The sequence below is a fragment of the Nocardia sp. NPDC051750 genome (assembly GCF_044453135.1).
In the GTDB taxonomy this organism is placed as follows: Bacteria; Actinomycetota; Actinomycetes; order Mycobacteriales; family Mycobacteriaceae; genus Nocardia.
In genome coordinates this window covers 131,646-155,776 of the sequence record NZ_JBITCK010000008.1, presented here as the reverse complement: position 1 = coordinate 155,776, position 24,131 = coordinate 131,646, and the positions used below count along the sequence as shown (strand labels likewise).

Annotated in this window: 21 protein-coding genes; 12 read left to right on the top strand and 9 right to left on the bottom strand. The window is 69.2% G+C overall.

What is annotated here, in order from left to right; all coding sequences use genetic code 11:
* The first annotated feature begins 86 nt into the window (after positions 1 to 86).
* Positions 87 to 1,142 (top strand): 2Fe-2S iron-sulfur cluster-binding protein, encoded by a 1,056-nt coding sequence (locus ACIA75_RS31730; RefSeq protein ID WP_397110661.1) that lies wholly within the window; start codon positions 87 to 89, stop codon positions 1,140 to 1,142.
* A gap of 60 nt (positions 1,143 to 1,202) precedes the next feature.
* On the opposite strand, the gene ACIA75_RS31725 is transcribed toward ACIA75_RS31730, so the two are convergent.
* Together ACIA75_RS31725 and ACIA75_RS31720 are read right to left on the bottom strand one after the other, a co-directional pair.
* Positions 1,203 to 1,715, bottom strand: a complete 513-nt coding sequence (locus tag ACIA75_RS31725) for a DUF1772 domain-containing protein (RefSeq protein ID WP_397110659.1) — start codon at positions 1,713 to 1,715, stop codon at positions 1,203 to 1,205.
* A gap of 293 nt (positions 1,716 to 2,008) precedes the next feature.
* A complete protein-coding gene (locus tag ACIA75_RS31720; RefSeq protein WP_397110657.1) occupies positions 2,009 to 2,617 on the bottom strand; it encodes a TetR/AcrR family transcriptional regulator in 609 nt (202 codons plus the stop codon).
* 115 nt (positions 2,618 to 2,732) lie between these two features.
* Here ACIA75_RS31720 and ACIA75_RS31715 point away from each other — a divergent pair, with 115 nt between their 5' ends.
* Genes ACIA75_RS31715 through ACIA75_RS31690 form a run of 6 tightly spaced genes read left to right on the top strand, consistent with a single transcriptional unit; the run spans position 2,733 to position 8,728 of the window.
* The gene (locus tag ACIA75_RS31715) at positions 2,733 to 4,289 is read left to right on the top strand and encodes a long-chain fatty acid--CoA ligase (RefSeq protein ID WP_397110655.1); all 1,557 of its coding nucleotides are present in this window, start codon (positions 2,733 to 2,735) and stop codon (positions 4,287 to 4,289) included.
* A gap of 13 nt (positions 4,290 to 4,302) precedes the next feature.
* A complete protein-coding gene (locus ACIA75_RS31710) occupies positions 4,303 to 5,490 on the top strand; it encodes an acyl-CoA dehydrogenase family protein (protein ID WP_397110653.1) in 1,188 nt (395 codons plus the stop codon).
* Entirely contained in the window at positions 5,487 to 5,837 is a 351-nt protein-coding gene (locus tag ACIA75_RS31705) for a YidH family protein (RefSeq protein ID WP_397110651.1), read from the top strand. Before ACIA75_RS31710 ends, ACIA75_RS31705 begins: the two co-directional genes overlap by 4 nt.
* A complete protein-coding gene (locus tag ACIA75_RS31700; protein ID WP_397110649.1) occupies positions 5,834 to 6,139 on the top strand; it encodes a DUF202 domain-containing protein in 306 nt (101 codons plus the stop codon). The genes ACIA75_RS31705 and ACIA75_RS31700 overlap by 4 nt, the downstream gene beginning before the upstream one ends.
* A gap of 38 nt (positions 6,140 to 6,177) precedes the next feature.
* Complete coding sequence (locus ACIA75_RS31695; protein WP_397110647.1) at positions 6,178 to 7,356, top strand: serine hydrolase domain-containing protein; 1,179 nt, start codon at positions 6,178 to 6,180, stop codon at positions 7,354 to 7,356.
* Positions 7,357 to 7,384: 28 nt separating this feature from the next.
* Positions 7,385 to 8,728: an MFS transporter gene (locus ACIA75_RS31690; protein WP_397110646.1), complete on the top strand. Its 1,344-nt coding sequence runs from the start codon at positions 7,385 to 7,387 to the stop codon at positions 8,726 to 8,728.
* A gap of 189 nt (positions 8,729 to 8,917) precedes the next feature.
* Here ACIA75_RS31690 and ACIA75_RS31685 read toward each other — a convergent pair whose 3' ends face one another.
* Complete coding sequence (locus tag ACIA75_RS31685; RefSeq protein ID WP_397111100.1) at positions 8,918 to 10,750, bottom strand: alkyl/aryl-sulfatase; 1,833 nt, start codon at positions 10,748 to 10,750, stop codon at positions 8,918 to 8,920.
* 426 nt (positions 10,751 to 11,176) lie between these two features.
* Between ACIA75_RS31685 and ACIA75_RS31680 the strand changes: the two genes are divergently transcribed.
* On the top strand, positions 11,177 to 12,820 hold the full coding sequence (locus tag ACIA75_RS31680) for a sensor histidine kinase (protein WP_397110644.1): 1,644 nt from the start codon (positions 11,177 to 11,179) through the stop codon (positions 12,818 to 12,820).
* The gene (locus ACIA75_RS31675; RefSeq protein WP_397110642.1) at positions 12,817 to 13,482 is read left to right on the top strand and encodes a response regulator; all 666 of its coding nucleotides are present in this window, start codon (positions 12,817 to 12,819) and stop codon (positions 13,480 to 13,482) included. Before ACIA75_RS31680 ends, ACIA75_RS31675 begins: the two co-directional genes overlap by 4 nt.
* Before the next feature lie 145 nt (positions 13,483 to 13,627).
* On the opposite strand, the gene ACIA75_RS31670 is transcribed toward ACIA75_RS31675, so the two are convergent.
* From ACIA75_RS31670 to ACIA75_RS31650, 5 genes are all read right to left on the bottom strand, one after another.
* Positions 13,628 to 14,698 carry a PQQ-dependent sugar dehydrogenase gene (locus ACIA75_RS31670; protein WP_397110640.1) on the bottom strand — a complete coding sequence of 357 codons (1,071 nt, stop codon included), beginning with the start codon at positions 14,696 to 14,698 and terminating at the stop codon, positions 13,628 to 13,630.
* Between the two features lie 342 nt (positions 14,699 to 15,040).
* Positions 15,041 to 15,556, bottom strand: coding sequence for a carboxymuconolactone decarboxylase family protein (locus ACIA75_RS31665; protein ID WP_397110638.1), 516 nt, complete (start codon positions 15,554 to 15,556; stop codon positions 15,041 to 15,043).
* A 40-nt stretch (positions 15,557 to 15,596) separates the two neighbouring features.
* Complete coding sequence (locus tag ACIA75_RS31660) at positions 15,597 to 16,043, bottom strand: DoxX family protein (RefSeq protein ID WP_397110636.1); 447 nt, start codon at positions 16,041 to 16,043, stop codon at positions 15,597 to 15,599.
* A gap of 36 nt (positions 16,044 to 16,079) precedes the next feature.
* The gene (locus ACIA75_RS31655) at positions 16,080 to 17,252 is read right to left on the bottom strand and encodes a serine hydrolase domain-containing protein (RefSeq protein WP_397110634.1); all 1,173 of its coding nucleotides are present in this window, start codon (positions 17,250 to 17,252) and stop codon (positions 16,080 to 16,082) included.
* Between the two features lie 234 nt (positions 17,253 to 17,486).
* Complete coding sequence (locus tag ACIA75_RS31650) at positions 17,487 to 18,473, bottom strand: SDR family NAD(P)-dependent oxidoreductase (RefSeq protein WP_397110632.1); 987 nt, start codon at positions 18,471 to 18,473, stop codon at positions 17,487 to 17,489.
* A 54-nt stretch (positions 18,474 to 18,527) separates the two neighbouring features.
* Between ACIA75_RS31650 and ACIA75_RS31645 the strand changes: the two genes are divergently transcribed.
* Both ACIA75_RS31645 and ACIA75_RS31640 read left to right on the top strand, forming a co-directional pair.
* Complete coding sequence (locus ACIA75_RS31645; protein WP_397110630.1) at positions 18,528 to 18,950, top strand: MerR family transcriptional regulator; 423 nt, start codon at positions 18,528 to 18,530, stop codon at positions 18,948 to 18,950.
* Positions 18,951 to 19,102: 152 nt separating this feature from the next.
* Positions 19,103 to 19,996: a MerR family transcriptional regulator gene (locus ACIA75_RS31640; protein WP_397110628.1), complete on the top strand. Its 894-nt coding sequence runs from the start codon at positions 19,103 to 19,105 to the stop codon at positions 19,994 to 19,996.
* Between the two features lie 63 nt (positions 19,997 to 20,059).
* Here the strand turns inward: ACIA75_RS31640 and ACIA75_RS31635 are convergent, their stop codons facing one another.
* Positions 20,060 to 20,362: a hypothetical protein gene (locus ACIA75_RS31635; protein ID WP_397110626.1), complete on the bottom strand. Its 303-nt coding sequence runs from the start codon at positions 20,360 to 20,362 to the stop codon at positions 20,060 to 20,062.
* On the opposite strand from ACIA75_RS31635, the gene ACIA75_RS31630 reads away from it, so the two are divergent.
* Complete coding sequence (locus tag ACIA75_RS31630) at positions 20,349 to 24,062, top strand: protein kinase (RefSeq protein ID WP_397110624.1); 3,714 nt, start codon at positions 20,349 to 20,351, stop codon at positions 24,060 to 24,062. The two genes, ACIA75_RS31635 and ACIA75_RS31630, sit on opposite strands and share 14 nt — an antisense overlap.
* Positions 24,063 to 24,131: the final 69 nt, after the last annotated feature.

Below are 24,131 nucleotides of genomic sequence, written 5' to 3'. Positions count from 1 at the left end.
CCGGTAGCTCTTCATCGCTGTTCCTATCCGAATTTGAGAATACTATTCTCGCTTGGATAGAATCTTAATACCAGAAGGAGGCGACCATGGCGAGACCACCACTGTTCCGGCGCGCGAAGGTGATCCGGATCGTCAAGGAAACACCCGATACCCGCACCTTCGTGCTGGAACCGGAAGACGGGCCGTTCTCCTACCAGGCCGGGCAGTTCTGCACCTTCAAGTTCACCGTCGACGGCACACCGCTGTTCCGGTCGTACTCGATGTCCAGCGCCCCCGAAACCGACACCGAGTTCATGACCACGGTCAAACGCGTCCCCGGCGGTGCGGTGTCCAACTGGATGCACGACAACCTCAGCGAAGGCGACGAGGTGGAACTGACCGTCCCGACGGGCCGGTTCTGCCTGCGCGAGGGCGATGTGCCACTGCTCGGTTTCTCCGGCGGCAGCGGTATCACCCCGATCATCTCGCTGGCCAAGAGCACCCTGGCGAGCACCGACCGTAAGGTCCGGCTGCTGTGCGCCGACCGCGACCGGCCCTCGGCGATCTTCGAAGCCGCGCTCGACGAACTGGTGGCGAAGTACCCGGACCGGCTGACAGTTCTGCGGCACCGCGACGACGAACACGGGTACGTGGACGCGGCGAAGGTCCTCGAATTCGTGGGCGAGGACCTCGCGGGCGACGCCTACATCTGCGGACCCGAACCGTTCATGGAACTGGTGGAGAACGCGCTCCCCGGCCCCGGACGGATCTTCTCGGAGCGTTTCGGCAGCGGCGCACCGGCCAAACCGGCACCTGCGACTCCCCCGGCAGCGCAGACCGATCCGACCCCGGCGACCCCGGCTCCGGCGGCGGGGCCCGCCGCTGCCGAAGAGGGCACAGTGACGATCTTCCTCAACCGGAGGAAGAAGTCGGTCCCCCGCCGCGACGGCGAAACCCTCCTGGAAAGCGCCCGTCGCGCCGGACTGACTCCCCCGTTCTCCTGCGAATCGGGTAACTGCGCGACCTGCATGGCCAAACTCACCGAGGGCAAAGCCACCATGCGCATCAACGACGCGCTCACCGACGACGACCTCGACGAGGGCTACATCCTCACCTGCCAGGCCGTGCCCGACACCCCCTCGGTGACGGTTCGCTACGAATGACCGGGCCGGGCCGCTTGGCGCGAGCGATGCCCCGCCGGCCCGCTCGCGCGCAGCAACCGCTCAACCCTGGGCCTGGGTCCGTCCCCACTGCACCAGCGCCCACGTCAGGAAAACGAACGACACTCCACTGGTCGCCACGCGAACGTAGTTCCAGGCAATCCACCGAGACTCGTCGAACGCCGCCCGCACGGCCGCCGGATCCGCCATCTCCGCCGGCGCGCCGGCGGCCTTCAGCGCGTCGTTGAGCGGCAGGTGCACCGTGCCGGTGACCATGACCGCCACCAGGTAGAGCACCGCCGCGGCCGCCGTCCACCAGAGCACGGACGAGCGGCCCTCACCCAGTTGCAGCAGCGCCGCCGCGATCGCGAGCACGAGCGCGCCCACGAATGTGGCCAGGAACAGCGGGGTCACGATTGCCCGGTCCATCGCCTGAAACGATCCGATGAATGTCCGGTCGTCGGTGGTCCGTAGCCCCGGCATGACCGCCAACGCGTAGATTCCGAAAACCCCGGCCATCAGTCCGGTGGTCACGGTGGCCGCCACCAGCACAGCCGTCCGGATTCCGTCGAGCATTGCCTCACCTCGTCCGAGTAGTCCCGACTGCCTCACCCGAGGCGCGGCCCTGCGAAATCTGCAGGTAGACACCGGATACCGTACCGGTCCGCGGCCTCGAATTCACCATGGGGCGGGAGTGCCGAGCCGAAACTCCATTCGCTCGGCGCGCCGGCGGACCACGGCCGCCTACCCGGCCCCGGAGGGCGCGAGTCTATCGGCGGACCGGGATCATCCGTTCGACAGCCGGGGCCCCATGCGGCGAACGGTGGAGCCGATCTCGCCGCCGGGCCGGCCACTCCGGCGGCTCGGCCTCATTCCGGCGCGTCACCTTCGAATCCGGAGGCCCAGAACCGGCCGCGCAGCGAGAGATCACGCAACATGGTGGTGACCTCTTCCGGAGTCATCGGCGGCGTGTCGGATTCCAGCCACCACTGCAGCACGCCGATCTGCTCACCGGCCCAAGCACGGGCGATCAGCTCGATATCGACATTCGGCGTCACGCCCTGCGATTTCGCCCGGGCAGCGAAAACCGCTGCGGCGGTCGCGGATTGGGCGTCGGCGAACCGTCGCAGCGCACGGCCGTCCCCCTCGCCCCGCAGGATCACCCGGTAGGTATCACGTTCCTCGGCGGCGTGCCGGAACATCTCCAGGATCGGTTTGCCGGTGAACCCCACCGACGAGGTCGAGACCAGCGGTCGTTGCCGTTCCTGGAGTTCGGCGATCAGGTCGGTGACGATGTGCTCGAGCAGGTCGTCCTTGTCGGTGTAATGCGTGTAGAAGGTGGCGCGGCCGAGGTCGGCGCGCGCGGTGATGTCCTCCACGGTGACGCTCGCGTACCCGCGTTCGAGGATCAGCGCGATCAGTGCGTCGCGCAGGGCTCGCCGGCTGCGCCGGACACGGCGGTCTTCGGGTGGTGGCACAGATCCCCCTTTTCCTGTCGAGAGCCGTCTGCGCTCGAGCATATCGCGTATTGACACGACGGCTGTTATTAGACAGTCTGTCCATTAACAGGCACGATGTCGGTTGGGAGTTTCGATGAATCTGGGCGGTTACCTCACCCGCAGCGCCACCTTCTGGCCCGATCGGGAGGCACTGGTCTGCGGGTCCGCGCGCTGGACCTACCGGGAGCTGGAGGAGGAATCCAACCGGCTGGCCTCGGCGCTGATCGGCCGGGGATTCACCCCGGGCACCGCGGTCGGTACCTTCGCGGCGAATTCCGGGGAATTGGTGGTCACCGAAATGGCGCTGTCCAAGGGCGGTTTCGTGCGGGTGCCAGTGAACGCCCGCCTCGGCGGTGACGAACTGGCGCATATCCTGCGCGACGCCGCGGTCCGGATGTTGTTCGTCGATCCCGCGCACGCCGAGACGGCGGCGACGGCCGTCACGCAGGCCGGGGTCGACTGCACCCTGATCGATTACACCGGCAGCTCCGCAGGTCCGGAGCGGTATCGGGAGATCCTCGCGGAAGGGTCGGGAGATGCGGTCGCGGTGGATGTGGACGCCGATGATCCCGCGGTGCTGAACTACACCTCGGGGTCGACCGGCAAGCTCAAAGCCGCCGTGCAGACACACGGCAACCGGCTGGCCAATATGCGCAAACGGCTCATGAGCCCATCCGGCGCGACCCAGCCCGACGACCGCTATCTGGCTCCCGGCCCGATCACCCACGCGTCCGGAATGATGCTGCTGGGCGTCCTGGCGCGGGGCGCGGCGGTGGTGATCCTGCCGGCCTTCGATACCGGGAAGTTCCTGCGGACGGTCGAATCCGAGCGCATCACCACCACGTTCATGGTGCCGACCATGCTGAATATGCTGCTGGACCATCCCGCGATCACCGAGGTGGACCTGTCCACCCTGCGGGTGCTCGGCATCGGCGGCGCACCCGTCTCACCCCAGCGGCTGCGCGACGCGGTCCGCGTGTTCGGGCCGATCGTCATCCAGGGCTACGGGCTGGGCGAGACCACCAGCGGAATCACCGTCCTGACCGCCGAGGATGTGGTGCGCGGTATCGAATCCGATCCGGAGCTGCTGATGTCGTGCGGACGGCCGGTTTTCGATACCGAGGTCCGGGTCGTCGACGAGGCCGGGACGCAGTTGCCCGCCGGCGAGATCGGCGAGATCGTGGCGCGCGGCCCGGACTGTGTGCGCGAGTACTGGCACGAACCCGATCTGTCGGCGGAGACCTTCCGCAACGGCTGGGTGCACACCGGAGATGTCGGCTATTTCCGGGCCGACGGCTATCTGTTCATCGTCGACCGCAAGAAGGACATGATCATTTCCGGCGGTTTCAACATCTACTGCAGCGAGGTGGAGGCCGCCCTCTACGAACACCCCGGAGTCGGCGAGGTGTGCGTGGTCGGGGTCCCTGACGAGCAGTGGGGCGAGGCGGTCAAGGCCGTGGTGGTCCCGCGGGCGGGCGCGACACCGACGGAACAGGAACTGATCGAGCACTGTGCCGGCCGGCTGGCCCGGATGAAGAAACCGCGGTCGGTGGATTTCGTCGCACAGCTACCGGTGAACCGCAACGGCAAGATCGACCGCCGCCTCGTCCGCGAGGGCTACTGGTCGGCTGCCGGCCGGCTCGTGAACTGACAGGGAGACCCCGATGACTTTCACCCTCACTCCGGACTACGCCGACAACCCGCGGCTGGCCGATCTCGTCGGGCGGCTGCGCGAGTATCTCGACGGTGAACTCGCCGAATACGAAGCCGGCCTCGGTTTTACGCGCGAATCTCGTTACAGCCGTGAAATTTTGGAGCCGGTGTGGCGGCGCAGCCGGGAACTCGGGTTCTACGGGATCCACCTGCCGGCCGAATACGGTGGACAGGGACTCACCTATACCGAACTCGCCGCGCTCAAAGAGGAAATCGGCGCCTCGCCCCGGCTTTTCTCGAGTTCGGTCCTCGGCGATATGGGCGGACCCTTGCGGGTCGGCGCCATATTCGATTACGCGACCCCGTATCAGCTGGAGAAATATCTGCTGCCGGTGCTGCGCGGCGAACGCGCCTGCTGTTTCTCGCTGACCGAGAACGACGCCGGTTCGGATGTACGCGGAATGCTGACCACCGCCACACCCGACGGCGACGGCTGGCGATTGACCGGCCATAAAGTCTTCTCCAGCGCCGGCCCGTTCGCCGATTTCTCCATTCTCGTCGCCCGGATGACGGACGCGGACGGTGCACCGGCCGAGAGCTATTCGGCGTTCCTGGTCGACCTGGACGCGCCGGGTTGCACGGTCGCCGAGGGGCAGACGCCGATGTCGGGGGAGCATATCGAGGCCGATATCGTGCTCGACGACTGCTATGTCGGGCCCGAACAGCTGCTGGGCGAGATCGGCCAGGGGTTGCGGATCGGGCTGGGACGGGTCACCGTCAACCGGCTGCTGCACTGCCCCACCGCGATCGGCGGCGCCCGCCGCGCCCTGCAACTCTCGATCGACTACGCCAAGACCCGGCAGGTCAACGGTGCCCCGCTGGGAATGCTGCAGTCCATCCAGCACCGGCTCGCCGATATGGCCGCCGACTACTACGCCGCCCGGTCGATGACCTACGACGCCCTCGCCGCGCTGGATACCGGCGCCCGGCCGCGGACCGAGGCGTTCCTGTGCAAACTCTTCGTCGCGGAGAAAGCCTTCACGATCGCCGATCACGCGGTGCAGATCCACGGTAAGGCCGGGGTAGTGCGCGGTGGCGAGGTGGAAGGACTCTTCCAGAAACTGCGGATGTTCCGGATCCTCACCGGGTCGTCGGAGATCCAGCGCAACGGTATCGCCCGCGAGCTCCTGCTCTCATGACCACAGCCACGGATATCGTGACAGAGCGGGAACCGGACTACCGGTTCACGCTCGCCAACGAGCGCACCTTCCTGGCCTGGATCCGCACCGCCCTCGGCCTGGTGGCCGGCGGGATCGTGGTGGGTCAGCTGTATTCGGCCGGGTCCGGTCCGGTGGCGCATCAGGTGATCGGCGCGGTGTGCGCGGTCCTGGCCTGCCTGATCGCGGTCGGTGCGTTCCGGCAGTGGCGGCGGGTGCAGCAGGCCATGCGCCGAGATGCCCCGCTGCCCCGGCCGCCCCTGGTCACCGTCACCGTCGCCGGAGTCTGTGTGGCAGCACTGCTCTCGGTGGCGTTGCTCGCGCTGTGACCACGCCACCCGGACTTCAGCCCGAACGCACGGCACTGGCCTGGCGACGCACCCTGCTGGCCGCCACCGTGGTGTTCGTTCTACTCATCCGGTCCGCCGTGGTCTCCCCGTCGCCGACGACTCTTGCCGGGTTGGGTGCCGCGCTGGTCGTCCTGGGGTCGCTCGCCGCGACCGCCCGCCTGCGCCGCCACCGCTACCTCCGCGACCCGGCCGACCCTCGGCCGATTCCGGTATCGGCGGCCGCCGCGGTCTGCGCCGGTATCTGCCTCACCGCCTGCGGTGCGCTGCCGCCACCCGCCTGAGCCGGTCCCCCGCTCCCCGGCCCGAACAGGAGAATCCGATGACCCGAACCGTCGACCCCCGGGATATGACCTGGACGCGCGGGTTCCTCGACCCCGCCCACGTCCGCCAGCACGCCACCACTATCCGTGAGATGAGCCCCACCCGCCGGGTCTGGCGGGGAACGGGCTCCCCGTGGCAGCTGCCCACTGCGCCTGCCGATCTCGCCGAGCTGCCGATCCGCTGGACCTGGGACCGGACGGTACCGCTGAGCCGGGCCCTGGCCGAATCCGATACCGACGCGCTGGTGGTCGTACACCGCGGCCGCGTGGTGCACGAGCAGTACCTGCACGGATACCTGCCGCACGAACCGCATCTGAATGCCTCGCTGACCAAGTCGTATATCGGCCTGCTCGCCGCCCTCGTCGCGGATCAGGGGCTCATCCGGCGGGACGAGCCCGCCGCGACCTACGTCCCGGAACTGGCCGGCACCGGGCTCGGGGCCGCCACCCTGCAGCAGCTGCTCCATATGACCACCCACGTGAATTTCGGTGGCCGGCCCTATGACCGCGTGCTCGAGGCGCATCGCTTCTGGGCCGTGGTCTCCCCTGGACTGCGTCCGGCCGGCTACACCGGACCCACCACCATCCTCGATCATCTCGCCACCAGCCGCGCGACCGGGCCGTTCGACGCCGAATTCCGGTACGACAATGTCAATACCGAGGTGGTCGCCGAGGTGTTGCGCCGGGTCACCGGGGTCACGACCGCCGATCTGCTCGGCGAGCTCGTCTGGTCGCGGATCGGCGCGGCCGAGGACGCCTATTTCGTCGTGGATTCCGCCGGAGCCGAAATGGCCTGCGGCGGTTTCGCCGCCACCGCGCTCGACGGCGCCCGGGTGGGCGAAATGCTGCGCTGCGAGGGCACGGTGGCGGGGCGGCAGGTGATCCCGGCCGCGGTCGCGCGCTCGATCACCGCGGTACCGGAGGGGCCCACGCGGAAGGTCCGGTTGCCGCGCGATCCCGCCGACACCCCGCCCCGGCTCGGCTACCACGATTTCTGGTGGATCCTCGAGGACGGCTCGTATATGGCCAGCGGTATCCACGGCCAGCGGCTCTACGTCTCCCCCGGCCAGGAACTGGTGATCGTCCACTACGGCGCGCACATCCTGTCGCCGGCCGTACCACCCCCGCCGCTGGTACTGCTGTTCGCCCAGATCGGCGCCGCTCTCTCCGCCGGCTGACGCGCGGATTCATCGACAAGGACCTGCAATGACGCACTCCTCTGATTCAGTCCTGCCCGGCCACCGGGCCCGGCGGGGCAAGAACCTCGCCCTGCTCACCGGCTCCTCCGCGATGGACAATGCGGAGGCCAATGTGACCTCGGTGCTGTTCCCGCTGATGCGGGAGGCGCTCGGGCTGTCCAACTCCGCCCTCGGCACGATCGTGGCCGTCGGGAAGGCGGTCGGCGTGTTCGCGGGCGTGCCCTGGATGATGCTCGCCAACCGCTACTCCCGGCGGACCGTCCTGGCGATCTGCGCGGGCTTCTGGGGTGTGTGGTCGATCGCCGCGGGGATGTCGGCGAGTTTCGGCCAGTTCGTGGTCCTGTACGGGATCGCCGCCGCGGGTTTCGCCGGGGCGGGACCGATCGCGCTGGCCATCCTGAGCGATATCTACCCCGACAGTCATCGCGGCCGGGCGACCGGCGCACTGTACGGCGGCGTCGCGCTGATCACCGGGATCTCCGGCCCTGTCTTCGGGTTGCTCTCCGGATCCGCCGACGGCTGGCGCTACGGTTTCTATCTCTCCGGCGGGATCACCCTGGTGCTGGGTGTGCTGATCCTGATGTGCCTCGACGATCCGGTGTCGCGCTCACGCCACGACGTCGAAGTACCGTCCCTCGACCGGATCGAGGACAAGGCCCGGAATCTACGCGGCGGGCTGCGTGAACTCCTCGCGATCCGGACCTACCGATACCTCCTGGTCCAGCGGGTGTTCTCCGGGCAGAACATCATCATGAGTTTCGCGGCGACCTTCATGGTCACCGACCGCGGGCTCAGCACCGCCACCGCCGCGGCGATCGTGCTGCCGTTCGCCCTCGGCTATATGGCCGGCACGTTCACCGGCGGCCGGGTCAACGATCTGTGGCATCGGCATCGGCCGCGTACCGGCCGGGTCGCCATGCTGCAGGTTGTTCAACTCGCCTTCGCCGCTGTCGCGTTGGCCGCCATCGGGCCGGTCTGGCAGCACACGGCGATCTACGTGCTGCTGTTCACGGTGCTGGGTTTCCTGCAGGGGCAGGTTCCGGTCACCAACCGGCCGCTGATCATGGCGGTGGTTCCGCCGCCGCTGCGGGGGCTGGCGTTCGCGGTCTCGGTATCGACGGTCGAGGCCCTGGCCTACGCCGGGTACGCCCTGCTGGCCGGTTTCCTCGGCGACGCCATCGGCCTCCAGGCCACGCTGCTCTTGATCACGGTGGTGCTGAACACCGTGAACGGTGTGTGCTCGGCGGCGCTGTACCGGCCTTACGCCCACGACAGTGCGGTGATCGCCGCTCGATGGCCGGAGTCTGCCCCGGTGCCCGCGAAACCGCCGGTGGTCGGCGCCCCGGACTGATCGCGCGGGAACTTCCCGAATCCGGCCGGCCGCCCCGACGTGGCCGGCCGTGATTTGGGTTCAGGGACCCGGCACGGCGCCGTGCGACACCGACCGGACCGCGGGGCCCAGCGCGGACCCCGCCGTCGAGCAGGACGCAGACCGCCCCCTCTACCCGGCCGGGCGGAGGGGGCGGGCGGATCGCCGGAGTCAGGGAGTGACGATCGGGAAGTCCCGGTTCGGCATGGCCAGGAGTTCCTTCAACTGCTGGAGCACCGCGGGATTGCCGGTGACGCGGATATCCCCGGACCGGACCGCGGCGGCGAAATCCCCGCCGCCGAGCAGCACGCGCAGCAGTGTCGGCCGGGCGAGATCGAACGACGCGTCGGGTGCGGGGCCGGAGTATCCGGGCGGCAGGTCGTAGTGGACCAGCACACCGTTGCGCAGTTCCGTGCGGTGCGTACGGCGTTCGTCGCGGATACGCCAGTCCACGACGATCCGCTGATCCCACGCTTTCGGCCCGTCGACGCGGACGGCGAGGGCGTCGAACATCATCTCGACCGTCAGCGCCGCGCTCAGCCCCGCGTTGTCCGAGCTGGTCGGTGTGCCGAACGACCCGTTGCGCAGTTCGGTCGCGCCGGAGAGGTAGAAGTTGCGCCACGGGGCGTTCTCCGCGCCGTAGCCGAGTTGCTCGAACGCACTGGCCTGGAGTTGTTTCGCCGCCGTATTCGCCGGATCGGCGAAGATCACGTAGTTCACCAGCTGCACCACCCAGCGATAGTCGCCGTCGCGGTAGGCCGCGCGCGCCTTGTCCAGGGCGGCGTCCGCGCCGCCCATGGCGTCCACGTGCCGGGTGGCCGATTCGACCGGCGGATGCTCCCACAGGTGTGCGGGATTACCGTCGAACCAGCCCATATAGCGCTGGTAGATGCCCTTCACATTATGGCTCAGCGACCCGTAGTAGCCGCGGCTGTGCCACGCCTCCCGCAGCGCCGGCGGCAGTTCCAGCATTTCCGCGATCTCGCTGCCGACATACCCCTGGTTGATCAACCGCAGCGTCTGATCGTGCAGGTAGGCGTACAGATCACGCTGCAGGGCGAGATATTCGACAATCCGATCCGACCCCCAGGTCGGCCAGTGATGCGAGGCGAACGCGACCTCGGCATCACGGCCGAACAGGTTGATCGCCTCGGTGAGGTACACCGACCACATCCGTGGGTCGCGGACCTGCGCGCCACGCAGGGTGAGCACATTGTGCATGGTGTGGCAGGCGTTCTCGGCCATGCACAGCGCGCGGTGGTCGGGGAAGAAGAAGTTCATCTCCGCCGGCGCCTCGGTGCCCGGGGTCAGCTGGAAGACGATCCGTACGCCGTCGACGGTCTCCTCCTGCCCGGTCCGGGTGATGTCGAGGGTCGGCGGGATCAGGCCGATGGTGCCGGTCGAGGTGGTCTGCCCCAGACCCGAACTGACCTGCCCCCGGGGTCCGCGGGGCAGCGCCGCGCCGTACATATATCCGGCACGGCGGCTCATCGCCGGGCCCGCGTAGACGTTCTCGGAGACCGCGTGCTCGAGGAACCCGGCCGGTGCCAGCACCGGGCAGCGGCCCGCCCGGACCTCCTCCGGCGTCGTCACCCCCAGCGCACCACCGAAGTGGTCTACATGGGCGTGTGTGTAGATCAACCCGGTGACAGGGCGATCACCGCGGTGTTCCCGGTACAGGGCCAGCGCGGCGGCCGCCGTTTCCCGGGAGATGAGCGGGTCGATCACCACGACCCCGGCCCGGCCCTCCACCAGCGTCATATTGGACAGATCCAGGCCGCGCACCTGATAGATCCCGGGCACCACCTCGTAGAGACCCTGCCGGGTCACGAGCTGGGACTGCCGCCACAGACTCGGATGCACCGAAGGCGGGCAGGGTTCCCGCAGGAAGTCATAGGAATCGTTGTCCCAGACGACCTTGTCGTCGTTCCCGCGCACCACCCCCGGTTGCAACGCCCCGATGAAGCCCCGGTCGGCGTCGGCGAAATCCGCGGTGTCCGACATCGGCAGCGTGGCAGCCGCCTGCCTGTTCTGGTCGACGATATGGCCGCTGGGCTCGGCCACCTCGGCGAAAGCGCCGTCATCGGTCCCGGCGGAATCACAACCGGTCACCGTCGCGCCGACCGCGGTGACCGCGAGCGCGGCCGCCCCGAAACCGAAAACTCCGCGCCGCGAAAATTTCCGGTCCGCGCCGGGATCCGGTTCGGCCGCGCCTGTCCCCATGCCGCTACCGTCCGTCATCGTCGACACCACCTGTTCACTCGAAAAACACTCGGCGCAGCACACCGATATTTCTCTGCACATTTGACGGAAAGAGAATTCCGTGGCCGCGGTCACATCACAAGTTTTCGTGCGCACTTTGCGAAACAAAAGAATAGAAAATTATGTGCATTGCGTGCACCGGAATCGGAGCGCAGTATCGTGCACGGGGTGGTCAGAGCACGATTCCGGACAATCCGGTTACGAACGCAGGTCCTGCTGTTGCAGGTTCTGGTTCTCGCACTGGCCTTTGTCGTCGCCGTCGCGATCTGGGCTTTCCGCAGCGATATCCGGCTGCGCAACAGCTACGGACAGCAGGCGCTGGCCACCGCCCAGGTCCTGGCCGCCGCACCGGGAGTCCGGGCGCAGGTCACCCGGGTCGCGGCGATACCGCTGCCGGAGCTGGGACAGATCGGCGAGGATCCGGGCACTGCGCTGTTGGAGCAGACCGTGATCGCTGCACAACAGCGGACGGGCGCACAGTCTCTCCGCGTCACCGATGACCGCGGCGTCGTGCTGGCGAGCACGGACCTGCCCGCCGGCCGGATCGCCCCCGGGGAGAGTCCGGCCGATGCCGCAACCCCCGCCGAGGAATACGGCACCGACCACGGCGCCGCGTGGGCCCGGGCACCGATCCACGCGACCGGAACCGACCGGTTCACCGGCACCGTGGAGGTCCGGATACCCACCCCCACCCGCGTCGGGGAACTGAGCAACGCGGTCCCGGTCGTCGGTGCCGGGCTGCTGCTGGGCATCCTCGGCGCGGTACTGCTCGCGCGCCGCTGGCGCGGTCTCACCCTGGGCCTGGAACCCGCCGAGCTGGCCGAACTCGTCCGCGGTCAGGCCGCCATCCTGCACGGTATCGGTGAGGGCGTCGTCGCCGTCGATTCCGACCGGCGCATCACCTTCGTCAACGAAGAGGCCGCCCGGCTGCTCGGGATCGACCCGGACCCCGGCCGCCCGATCACCGAAGTCGGCCTGACACCACGGGTGCTGGACCTGTTCGGCACCCTCGAATCCCGCCCGACCGTGGCCACTGTGGGGGACCGGGTCGTGGTGGTCGCCGCCCGCCCGGTCCGCCACGACGGCCGCGATCTGGGCGCGGTCCTGGTGGTGCACGACCGCACCGATGTGGAATCCCTGGCCCGCCAGCTCGATGCGGTGCAGTCCATGAGCACGGTGCTGCGCGCCCAGCGGCACGAATTCGCGAATACGCTGCACCTGCTCAGCGGACTGCTGCACCGGGGCCGGGTCAGCGAAGCGACCCGCCGTATCGACGGCGTCCTCGGGTCGGGCCCGCTGGGGGCCGCGGCACCCGGTATCGATGCCATCAGGGACCCGTACCTGCAGGCCTTCGTCGCGGCCAAGGCCGCCCACGCCCGCGAGCGCGGTGCCGAACTGGTACTCGGGCCGCACACCACGGTCGACGGTGACCTCATCGACCCCGTCGACGTCACCACAGTGCTGGGGAATCTCCTCGACAACGCGCTCGACGCCGTCGCCGACAGCCCCGTTAAACGGGTGGAAGCGGAACTGGTGCAAGAGGATTCGGCGCTGTACATAACGGTCGCCGACAGTGGTCCCGGGATCGCACCGGAACTCGTCGACAGTATTTTCACCGAGGGAATCTCCACCCGCGACGGGGCCACGATCCCCGGCGGGCGCGGCGTCGGCCTGGCCCTGATCCGCCAGCTCGCCCGGGCCCGCGGCGGCGATGTCCTGCTGTCCAGTCCGGGCGGCGGTACCGCGGTCCTGCGCGGAGCCGAATTCGTCGCCCGCATCCCCGGGGTCTTGAGGGTGAGGAACGAGCTATGAGTAGCGAACCGCTGCGCGTGCTGATCGTCGAGGACGATTTCCGCATCGCCGACCTGCACGCCGAGATCGCGGCCTCGGTCCCCGGTTTCACGGTCGCGGCGACGGTCGGCACCGTGGACGCCGCACGCGCCCACCACCGCGACCTCGCCGTCGATCTCGCACTGGTCGACGTCTATCTTCCGGACGGCAACGGAATCGATCTCGTCCGCGAAATGCGCTGCGACACCATGGTTCTCACCGCCGACTCCGAAGGAGAAACAGTCCGCGCGGCCCTCGCCGCCGGGTCGCTCGGCTATTTCGTCAAACCCTTCCCACCGGCCGCCCTGAGTTCCCGGCTGGCCGGCTACGCCCGCTACCGCCGGCTCCTGGCGGACCCCGGCGTCGACCACGCCCGCGTCGAAGCCGCCCTGGCGGCCCTCCGACCCGCTCCCGTCCCCAGCCCAGCCACACCGGTCACCTCCCCTACGAAAGACCTTGTCCTGGAAGCGATCCTGAATTCTCCACAGCCGATGTCGGCCGGCGAGGTCGCCGACACCATCGGCGTTTCCCGCCCCACCGCCCAACGCCACCTCACCGCCCTCGTCGGCACCGGCACCCTCCGCATGCGCCTCCGCTACGGTCAGGCGGGCCGCCCCGAACAGGAGTACTCCCCGGTCCCGTAACCTCGGCCGAACCGTGCACAGCAGCGGGCGCCGGCTCGACAACCTGTTCGAGATCGGACGCATGTCAGCCATCTTCGATCGGGCACGGCCGGACAATGTCCAACCGGAGCCGATCACTGTCGCGATCGTGCTGTGCGGTGCGGGATCAATTGTCGATGTCCAGGCGCAGGATGCGGTCGTCGCCGGGGGCGGGGTTGCCGCGGCCGTCGGTGTTGTTCGTCAGGACCCACAGCGAGCCGTCCGGGGTGACGGTGACGTCGCGCAGGCGCCCGTACTCGCCGACCAACTGCTCGGTCGAGGTGGCCGAGTTGTCGAGCGGAATCTTTCGCAGACGCTCGCCGCGCAGATTCGCGAGGTAGATGGTCCCGTTCCGCACGGTCATTCCGCTGGGGCTCGCGTCGTCGGGACGCCACTGCTGCACAGGGTCGATGAAGCCCGCACGGCCGGCGATACCTTCCACTTCCGGCCAGCCGTAATTGCCGCCGGGTTCGATCACATTGAGTTCGTCCCAGGTGTCCTGCCCGAACTCGCTCGCGTACAGGATGCCGTCCGGGGACCATGCGAGGCCCTGGGGATTGCGGTGGCCGTAGCTGTAGACCCGCGAGCCGGGGAACGGGTTGTCGCCGGGTGCCCGCCCGTCCGGGGTCATCCGCAGGATCTTGCCGGTGGGCGCATTGCGGTCCTGCGCACTGCCGCGGTCCCCCGCATCGCCGACGGTGGCGTACAGCATCCCGTCGGGGCCGAAGGCGATCCGGCCGCCGTTGTGGAATCTGGCGGCGGGGATTCCGGCCAGCAGCGTTTCCCTGGCCCCGAGGCCGAGACTGCCGGGCTCCCCGGTGAGCCGGAATCGCTCGATGCGGTTCTCGCTGCCGGCCGTGTAATAGGCGTAGAGGCTGCCGTCGCGCACGGCGATACCCAGCAGGCCGCCCTCGCCCGACGCTGCGACGCCCGCGATCACACCGGCCTCGCGCGGAGTCCCCGCGGTATCGAGTTCGAGAATGCGGCCCGAATCCCGCTCGCTCACCAGCGGTGTTTGCCCGTGAAAGGCGACCGACCAGGGTGCGGCGAGGTCGGTGGTGATGGTGGTGACGGCCCCGGCCGGGGTTTCGGCCGGCGTGGGGCCCGCCGGATCGGTGCCCGGGCCGGGCGTGCACGCGGCCAGCACACCGGCGACCAGAACCGGCCCGATGAACCCGGTGAATCGTCGCCCGGTCATCGCTGTCCGCTGGTCCCGGCGCCGTCGATCGGCAGCCCCGCCGCCTCCGGGATGTTCACGGCGCGCCCCGGAGACGCGAATCGCCCGATCTCGCCGGTTCCGTCGCTCGATTCCATACTTCGAGGCTACGAGCGTGACGCTCAGCATGTCGGTCACCCCGCACCGGCGATAGCCGCGCGATGGCTCCCTCGGCGCGCAGAGCACAACGGGTGAGCATCGCATCGAGGAGCCCGGAGGCGGTTCGGCCGGGCCGTCGGGGACGTCCGTATTCACCCGCACGCGCCCAGGGGCCGGGGCAGTAGCTGCCCCGGCCCCTGGTGACCGGTGGTTCCCTTCGACCGGTCAGGCCGGTACGGGGCTCCACTGCTCGGCCGGCGGAAGACCCGGCAGCGGCTTGCCGATGAGTGCCAGCGGGACGAAGAAGTTCACCTGGCCGATCGCCATCGCGAGCGTGGCCAGAGCCTTGTCGTCGTAGTGCTCGGCCGCCCGGGTGTAGAGCTCGTCGGGCACCCGCTCGCCGTGTGCGGCCGGTTGCAGGACGGCCTCGACCAGGGCGAGGGCAGTGCGTTCCGCCGTGTTGAAGTACGGGGCGTCGCGCCAGGTCGCGACCGCGGCGATACGTTCCTCGGATTCTCCCGCGGTGCGCAGGTTGCCCGTGTGCAGGACAGCCAGGTAGGTGCTGCCGACGATCTGCCCGGCCCGCAGCTGGACCAGGCCGATCGTGGTCCGCGGGATCGCCCCGTTGCCGGCGGCTTTGAACAGTGCCGCGCCGACCTCGCCCAGTTCCGGAACGAGCTGCTGCGGGTTGGGCAGCCGGGAGCCGGTGCGCTCCTGTGTGGTGGTGGTGTTGGCGTTCATGACGTTGTTTCCTTCTCTTGTGTGTGGTGAATCGGTGGGCTCAGGCGGCCTGCGGCCGGCGGAGAGAACCACCGAGAGCACGCAGGCCGGGCGTGGTGGGGTCGCCCTGCGGCAGCCAGGCGCGGGCGGCAAAGGTGCAGGCGGCGAAGGCCAGCGGCATCGCCCATTTGTCGGGGCCGTCGCCGGCGGCCAGATGGGAGGTCGCGGCGCCGCCGTAGACGAAGACGAGCCCGGCATACGCCCATTCCTTGGTCCGTGGGTGACCGGGGGTCAGGATCGCGGCGAGCGCGGCGGTCTTGGCGACACCGAGCACGGTGGCGAAGTACATGGGGTAGCCGAGGTGGTCGAACGAGTCGCGGACGTAGGAGATCCGGGCGAGATCCCAGTACGCGCCGACCGCGGTTTCGGCGAGGACGGCGGCCACGGGAACCCAGCGCGCGAGTTTCAGGCCGCGGGAACGGATCATCGCGGTGGTGCGAGCGGACATGGTTGTACTCCTGAGGTGTCGGTCGGGGGTGAGAGATCAGGCAGCGGAGGCGATTTCGGTGCCGGTCGCGGCGCGGTGCAGGGCAGCCGCCAGCCGCGCGTTCTCGGGTGCGTTGAAGGCGAAGGCGGCGCGGCGGCGGGTGTAGCCGTAGGTGAGACCGCTGTGCGGATCGGCGAAGCCGTCCGATCCCGCGGAACCGGTGTGCCCGAAGGCATTTGCGCCGAGGAAGGGATACAGCAGGCTCTTGGCCTCGAAACCCAGTGCGTAGGGCGCGCGGTCACCCCGCACCAGATCCGCACCGCCGGAATGGACCGCGGACACGGTGGCGAGGGTGTCCAGGGACAGCAGCGGCTCCCGGCCGCCGACACCGGTGACGGCCGCCGCGTACATCGCCGCCAGCCCCCGCGCACTGCCGACGCCGCCCGCCGAGCCCTGTCCGAGTCGCCGCAGTTTCGTATCGTTGGGCAGCGCCATGACGTCGGCGGCGGTGAAACCGCGTGCGTTGAGGTTGTAGGAGATCCCCGCCACGCTGTACGGGTTGGGCGAGTTCGCGGCGAAGTCCGCTTCCCTCTCCGGGCTCGCCCGCCACGGCAGGATCGGCAGGTACCGGTGATCGAGTTCTTCGGGGAGGCCGAGGTACACGTCCAGCCCATACGGTGCGCGGATACGCTGCTCGAACAGTTGCTGGATGGTTCTCCCGGTGACCGCCCGCACGACCTGACCGACGATGGCGTAGGTGACGAACCCGCCGTAGCCGTGCACGGTGCCGGGCGCGAACCACGGCCGCTGCCCCACCAGCCGTTCGGCGATGATCTGCTCGTCCGCCAGCTCGCCGATGGTGAAACCTCCGTCGGCACCGACGATTCCGGACCGGTGCACGAGCACATCGCGCACCGTGATGTGCTCCTTGCCCGCCGCGGCGAATCGCGGCCAATAGTGCGCCACCGGCCGGTCGATATCGAGCACACCGTCCTGGATCAGCAGCGCGATCACCAGGCCGGCGGCTCCCTTGGACGTCGAGTGCAGCCCGGTCAGCGTGGTGCCGGTGACCTCGTCACCCGCCCACAGATCCACCACCTGCCGGCCGCGCACGAACGCGGCCAGCTGCGCACCGGATTCCCCGCCCTCCTCCGCGACGACGGCGGCGAACTCGGCGCGCACCTGTTCGTATCCGTCGGCGACGGTGCCGTGTACTTCGATTTCATTCATGGTTCTGTTCCCTTCGGTAGCAGTCGAACAGCCCGCGCGGCGGGAGCTTCCGGCTCCGTCCGCCGCCGCGGAGCGTGTTCTGCTGCACTGACGTAGGCCGCGCACAAAACGTGACCGCGGCACACGAAACCGCAGGTAGAAGGGATTACCACCGGGTGTCGCCACGGCGGCCGGATTATCCGGCGCCGAGCGTTGTACCCGTGACGGGATGGGGTCACGGTCGCCGCGACCCACTTACCTACCGCTGGTTCCTCGCGTGATCGGAGTCGCCCCGGTCGCTGCGACGGATAGTTCCCACAGCCGCGCGGCCGGACCGGAATCGACGGCGTAGGCGCGAACGCCGCCGTCATCCATCGGCGCGCCGGGGTCGGAGATCCGCGCGACCTCGCAGTCCTCGAGGTAGAGCCCACCGCGGTCGGCGAGGAGCGCGGACGTGGCGGCCCACAACCCGGTGGCGGCACCTTGGGTCGGTGTCTTGAAATCGGCGCCGATCACCGTGCCGTGCTCATCGATCCACCCGCGGTCGATCTGCTCCTGCCGAGACATCTCCCGCTGCAGGCCGGTGATGATCTTCCCCGGGTGCAGCGCGAACGCCCTGACCCCGTCGTTCCGCCCGAGCGTGTCGAGCTGCACGGCGAACAGCGCGTTGGCGGTCTTGGCCTGGCCGTAGGCGAGCCATTTGTCGTAGCCGGTGCGGAAGTGCGGGTCGTGCCAGCGGATATCGGTCAGGGTGTGACCCGCGGAGCTGTTGACCACTACGCGCGCACCGCCCGCGGCGGCCAGGAGCGGATAGAGCTCACCGACGAGCGCGAAGTGGCCGAAATGGTTCACGGCGAGCTGACCTTCCCAGCCCGGCCCCACCCGTTTTTCGGGTGTGGCCATCACGCCCGCGAGTGCCATGAGCAGGTCGATCCTGTCCAAGGAGCCGCTGATCTGGGCGGCCGCGGTGCGCACACTGCCGAGGTCGGCCAGATCCATGGGGATCACCTCGCAACCGTCCACATCCGCGAGCGCGGCGCGGGCTTCCGAGGGTCGGCGGGCCGGGACGATGACCCGGACACCGGCCGCCGCCAGGCTCCGGGCTGTTTCCAGCCCGAGCCCGGAATAGCCGCCTGTCACCAGGGCTGTGGCACCCGAGAGGTCGATATCGGCGAGCACATCCTGGGCGGTGCTGACGGCAGAGAAAGGTGAGCCGAGCGGCTGCTGTTCGGTGAGGGGCATGCAGGCGACCCTAGAAACTAGAGTGAGGTCTAGATCAAGTCCTAGGCTGAAGGTATGGCGACTCCGGAATTACGTGCGGAGCCACTCGGCATCGGCGAGGTGGCCGAGCGGACCGGGCTCAGCGTGCACGCACTGCGCTTCTACGAACGCGAGGGCCTGCTGGTCGGGCCGGTCGAGCGCACCTCGGGTGGCCGGCGGCGGTACACCGTCGCCGATGTCGACTGGCTGCTGATCTGCGTCAAGCTCCGCGAATCCGGGATGCCCCTGGCCGATCTCGGACGGTTCGCCGAACTGGTGCGGCACGGCCCGGGCAACGAGGCCGAACGGCTGCGCCTCCTCGACGCCCACCAGCAGCGCGTCGAGGCACAGATCCGGGCGCTGGAGGATTGCCGCTCGATCATCGCCTGGAAGGTCGGGGTCTACGCCGAGCACCTCGCCCGCGGCGCTGCCGACGGACTCTGGGACCCGACCGCCTGAAACGGTCGATCCCGCCGCCCGGTTTACCCGAGCGGCGGGATCGACCACACGCCGAAGGTGGCCGAGTGGCGACATGGCCCGCGGCGGCTGATGTGCGGACATGCCGGAATTCGGCTTGACCTTCCACCCGCTGGAAGGTTCAGGCTGTACTCGTGACCGACCGCGACACCCTGTTCACCATCGGGCAGCTGGCGCAGCGCACCGGACTCGACGCCAGGACCATCCGGTTCTGGTCGGATGCGGGTCTGGTGCCGCCCACCACCCGCAGCGCCGCCGGGTACCGGCTGTACGACACCGAAGCCGCCGCCCGGCTCGATCTCGTGCACACCCTGCGCGAACTGGATATCGATCTGGCCACCGTCCGCGCGGTGGTGGACCGGCAAACCAGCTTGGCGGCCGTGGCCGCCGCGCATGCGCGGGCATTGGACGTCGAGATCCGCGCGCTGCGGGTGCGGCGAGCGGTATTGCGGTCGGTCGCGCACCGCAACAGCACGACCGAGGAGTTGAGAATCATGCACGAACTCGCCACCCTGTCCGCCGCCGAACGGCAGCGGATCATCGACGATTTCGTCGACGAGGCCTTCGCGGGAATCGAACCGGACGCCCCCGGCGCCCATATCGCCGACGGTATGCGGTCGATGCCCGCCACCCTGCCCGACGATCCGTCGCCCGAACAGGTCGACGCCTGGATCGAACTGGCGGAACTGGTCCGCGACCAGGGCTTCCGGGATCGCTGCCGGGAGATGGCGGTCACCGGCGCCCGCGCCGAGGACGCCCAGGCCGCCCCGGAGATCGATATGGCCGCCGGCACCGCCGCCCTCGAGGCCGGTATCGCACCGGACTCGGCGGCAGCGGCCGATATCCTCACCCGAGCTGTTCCGGACGGCATCGACCGCATCGCTCTGGCCGACCGGATGGCCACATTCACCGACGGCCGGGTCGAGCGGTACTGGTCGCTGCTGGCGATCATCAACGGCCGGCCCGCTCGTCCACCGATGGTCCCGGGCGCGGAATGGCTCATCGCGGCCCTGCGTGCCCACCCGTAACGGGCCGTCCGGAGTCTCGGATGACCCTCTACCCGCCGGCGATCGGTAAGCGGTACGTCGTCACTACGCACTACCGGTCCTGAGTAGTGACGACCCACCCGGGACCGGTCCCGCCGATTCCTCGATACCGTGCGATCGTCCGGTCGGTAGAAGGGATTGCGCGGTGCTGAACAGAGAAACCCCCTCGCCGGGGTCGCCCGAGTCCATGCCCAACTCGTCGACGGCGCCGCCGGGCACGACAGCCGCGGACCCGCCGACCGCCGCGACGATGCGGCAGACCTCCCCGGATTCGGCGAATCCACCGACTCCGGCAACCGGTACCGCATGGAAGGCCGGCGCGGTGGTGGCCGGTTTGTACAGGGTCATTCGCATCCACGATCAGGGCGGCATGGGACTCGTCTACCGGGTACGGCATCTGACCTGGGATATCGATCTCGCGGTGAAAACTCCGCTGCCGGACCTCTTCCGCACCACCGTGGACCAGCAGCGGTTCGTCGCCGAAGCACAGACGTGGGTATCGCTGGGGCTCCATCCCCATGTGTGCAACTGCCACTACGTGCGTGTCATCGACGGACTGCCCCGGGTGTTCGCCGAATACGTCGCCGGCGGCAGCCTCGCCGACTGGATCGGCGACCGCCGGCTGTACCGAGGTAACCGCGCCCAGGTGCTGACCCGGATCCTGGATATCGCGATCCAGACCGCCTGGGGACTCGACTACGCGCACAGCCACGACTTGGTGCACCGGGATATCAAGCCCGCCAACATCTTGCTGGACCCGGAGAACAACGGATCGGTCCTCGCGAAGATCACCGACTTCGGTCTGGCCCGGGCCCGCGATCGGGTCGCGACCACCGATCCGGACGGGTGGTCTGTTGCCGGTTCCCGGCTGCCCGGCGCCGGTGGGATGACCCTGCGCTACGCGTCTCCGGAACAATCGGCAGGCGACCAGGTGGGCCGGCGGACCGATATCTACAGTCTCGCGGTCACCGTCCTCGAAATGTGCCTGGGTGGGGCGACCTGGACCGCCGGTGCCGCCGCGGGTGCCGCGCTCACCGCCTACCACCTCGGCGAGACGCCGGGTGAAGCCCAGCTCCCGCCGGCGCTGGCCGACCTGCTGGCCCGCTGCCTGAGCCCCACCCCCGCAGGCAGGCCGGGCTCGGTAGCCGAGGTGGCTGCCGCACTGGCCGATATCTACCGGGCTGTCACCGGCCATGAGTATCCGCGTAGCACGCCCGCGCCCGCCGATCTGCTGGCGGACGAGTTCAACAACCGGGCGATCTCGCTCCTCGACCTCGGCCGGCCGGAGGAGGCCGAGCTGGACTTCGATCGCGCGCGAGCCGCCGATCCGCGCAATGCCCGCGTCCGATACAACGCCGGGCTCCTCCGCTGGCGCAGCGGCGCCTTCACCGACGAGGCATTCCTCGCCGAGATAGCTGCCGTGCGCGACGACAGCGGCGCGGACTGGGAGGCACGCACCGCTCTGGCGCAGATCCACCTCGAACGCGGCGACCTCGCCGCGGCCGCACAGTTACTCGACGAACTCGCCCGGGATCGGCCCGATGAACCGGAGGTCCGCGCTGCCGTGCACGCGATTCGCTCCGGGACCTTGATCAATGCCCGCTGCACCCGCGAATGGCGGACACCGCAGCCGCCGAGTCCGGGGACCCGTGACCTGCTCGGGAAGCGTCCGGCCCGTGTGCCGCTCGCCCTGACTCCCGACGGCCGGTACCTCGCGGCCGGGGAGATCGACGGCACGGTCCGGGTCCACGACCTGGACACCGGGCGCCTCACCAGTTTCACCGGCGGACACCGCCGGCCCGTACAGGCGGTCGGCCTCACGCCCGACGGGCAGTGCGCTGTCTCCGTCTGCGAGGACGAATCCGTCTGGTTCTGGGACGCCTCCCAGCCCGCACCGCGCAATGCACAGCGCCTGTACACGAGTCCCCGCCCGCCGTCCTGGGACGGGACCGACGGTTTGGGTGAAGCGGCCCTGCGCGTCCAGCAGAAAACGGTCCGGCTCACTCCCGACGGGCGATTCGCGCTCTACGCCGGCTTGGACGGCGCATTCCGGGTGTGGGATGTGCGCACGGGCGGGGCGCGGACGCTCGCCGACACCGTGAGCAGCCGGTTGGTCGAGGTGAGCGACGACGGCCGCCGGGCGCTGACCGTGGGCCGGATCGACCGCCACGATCGCGGCGACCGCGTCCAGCTGCTGAACGAGCTGGTGGGCGGTAACAGTAGCGCGGATGCCGGCCGGCGCGTCGTCCGGTTGTGGGATCTGACCGACGACACCTGCCGAGCGGAACTGTCCGGACACGAAGCGACGGTGACCGCGCTGTGTTTCAGCCCCGACGGTCTACTCGCCGCCACCGGCGACTTTCACGGAACCGTCCGCGTCTGGGACCTCGGCGACGGCCGCTGCCTGCACACCCTGCGGGCGCGGCGCACACCGAACATCTTGTCGCACAGTGTGGTCACCCTGTCCTTCGACGCCGCGTCGCGGTGGCTGGTATCCGGCGGAGACGACGGTATCCGGTTGTGGGATCTGGACCGCGGCCGCTGCCTGCGCACGTTCCCCGGCCACAGCGGTGGCACCGGCACGGTGCACGTGGACGCCGACGCCGGGTTCGCGCTCTCCGCCGGCCAGGACGGGACGGTCCGCCGGTGGGACCTACCTGGCGAGTACCTGGGCGCGCCCATGCTGAGCCGCCCACGCCGCGATACCGAACTCAACCGGCGGGGCAGAAAGGTCGACGCCCTGATCGCCGAAGCGGAACGGGCGGTGGCGGAGGAACATTTCCGGGCCGCGCTCGATCACCTCCGGCAGGCCCGCGCGATACCCGGCTACGAGCGGTCCCCGCGGGTCCTGTCGGCCTGGTGGGCGCTGGGCCGCCGGGCGGTGCGCACGGAACTGCGGGCGGTGTGGTCGCCGCGCAGCTGGTCGGCCGATAGGGAGGTACTGGCCGCCGATCTGTCCGGTGACGGCCGGATCGCCGTCTCCGGTGGCCGAGACGGGGCGGTCGAGCTCTGGGACACCACCACCGGCCGGTGCCTGCGAACCCTTCAAGGCCACCAGGGAATGGTGGAGGATGTGCGGCTCAGCGCCGACGCCCGGTGGATCCTGTCCTCGAGCAGGGATGGCACGGCTCGCTGCTGGGAGGTGAGCACGGGTGCGTGCCGGCATATCTGGCGGGTGAGCAAACGGGCCCTGCTCGCCAACTCGGTGCCGGTGCGGTTCAGTGCCGACGGAAAACAGGCCGTGATCTTCGACGACAGCGACGGAACCCAGTTCCGGGACCTGGAAACCGGCACCCTCACCCGGGAATTCCGGAGAAGACCCGGCGGCGTCCCGGTCGACGCCTGCCTCGGCGCGGACGGCCGGCTCGGAGCGACCGCAGATCATCGACAGCTGAGGTTGTGGGACCTGGCCAGTGAGCGAGTCAGCCAGAACCTGCATGGAGGAAGCATGTACTTTCCCCGCGCGATCGATGTGTCCGCCGACGGCCGATTCGTTCTCTGCGGGGACCAGCTCGGGGAAAGCGGAGCCTTCACGCTGTGGGAATGCGCAACCGGCGAGGCGGTGCGGACCGTGCCCAAGCCACCGCGCGGGCTGCACACCGTCCGAATGACAGCCGACGGCCGCTTTGCGATCGCCGGCGGATACCAGTCGCATCCGGTGATCCTGGATCTCCGGCGCGGCAGGCATATCGCCGCCCTCGACGGCCACGAACAGGCCGTGAGCTGTCTCGCCACCACGCCGGACGGCCGGTTCGTCCTGACCGGCCAGAACGAGACCCTGCGACTCTGGGAACTCGACTGGGACCTCGAAGCACCGGACGCCGCCGACTGGAACTACGGCGCCACACCGTATCTCGAAGTCTTCCTGCGCCGGCAGAACCGGCAGTGGACAAACCTGGAATTCGACGGGCTCATGCACCGCCTCGCCGATGCCGGCTACGGCTGGCTACGCGCGGACGGGGTACGAGCCCAGCTCGCCGGAATGACCGCGGCCGGCGATCCGACCGAACCCGCTCGGACGGTAATCGACCGGCCACGGTCACAGTGACGTTGCAGACCGAAGGGCCCTTGCAGGCCAGATCGAACGACCGTGCGGCTCCAGCAACACCGAATCAGT